Below are 1231 nucleotides of genomic sequence, written 5' to 3' on the forward strand. Positions count from 1 at the left end.
TGAATCGCCCCGGGTTTCGTAGACACCTCTTTGCCTTAAACTGAGGCCAATTAGGAGGTGCCATGAGCAACCCGCGTTACCCCGAAGAATTCAAAATCCAAGCAGTCAATCAAGTGACCGAAAAGAGGCTGCCTGTCGCTGATGTGGCGGCGCGTCTTGGCGTGTCGACGCATAGCCTCTATGCCTGGATAAAGCGCTACAGCAAACCTCAAGAAGAACGGCAGCAGGATGATGATCAGCACGCTGAGCTGCGTCGTCTGCGAGCGGAACTCAAGCGCGTCACTGAAGAGCGAGACATATTAAAAAAGGCCGCCGCGTACTTTGCCAAGGAGTGCGGCTGAAGTACGCCTTTATCAAGCAGCGCGCGGGCGATTATTCGATTCGACGGCTTTGCCTGACGCTTAAAGTCCATCCCAGCGGTTATTACGCCTGGCTGTCTGAACCGCAATCTGCACGCGCCAAAGACGACCAGCGACTGCTGGGTTTGATCAAGCATTCCTGGCTGGAGAGCGGCGGCGTTTATGGCTATCGCAAAATCCACGACGATCTGCGCGAGGTCGGTGAGGATTGTGGTCGTCATCGTGTGGCGAGGCTGATGCGTCTTGAAGGTCTGCGTTCTCAGGCAGGTTATCGGCGCCGCCCTGGAAAGTACGGCGGTAAGCCAGCGGTCGTCTCACCCAATTTGCTGAAGCGCCAGTTCGATGTCGTGGAACCCAACAAGGTTTGGGTAACCGACATCACCTACATTCGTACGTATGAAGGCTGGTTGTATTTGGCGGTGGTACTGGATCTGTTTTCTCGGCAGGTCGTTGGCTGGTCAATGAAGTCGCAGATGACCAGTGATTTGGCTATTGATGCGTTGTTGATGGCGGTTTGGAGGCGCAAACCGAAGCAAGAGGTGATGGTTCATTCTGACCAAGGCAGCCAGTACAGCAGCTCCGATTGGCGCAGCTTTTTGAAGGCAAACAATTTGGTTGCCAGCATGAGTCGCCGAGGCAACTGTCATGACAACGCCGTGGCCGAGAGCTTTTTCCAGCTTCTGAAACGGGAACGGATCAAGCGAAAAATCTACACCACGCGGGAAGATGCTCGGAGTGATGTGTTCGATTACATCGAGATGTTCTACAACGTAAAACGCCGCCATGGTTTCAACAAGCACCTGTCACCGGTAGAGTTTGAAAAGCGTTACGCAATGAGCTTGCAAGGTGTCTAGAGAATCCGGGGCGATTCA

At 53.8% G+C, this 1231-nt stretch carries 1 protein-coding gene; it reads left to right on the forward strand.

All coding sequences use genetic code 11. The features are described 5' to 3' along the window. The first annotated feature begins 62 nt into the window (after window positions 1–62). A protein-coding gene (locus GV818_RS33655; RefSeq protein WP_161778738.1) for an IS3 family transposase occupies window positions 63–1213 on the forward strand; the annotation gives its coding sequence in 2 pieces (ribosomal slippage) (window positions 63–300 and window positions 300–1213; 1152 coding nt in all). Window positions 1214–1231: the final 18 nt, after the last annotated feature.

It is taken from the genome of Pseudomonas sp. Fl4BN1, from assembly GCF_009908285.1.
Taxonomy (GTDB): domain Bacteria; phylum Pseudomonadota; class Gammaproteobacteria; order Pseudomonadales; family Pseudomonadaceae; genus Aquipseudomonas.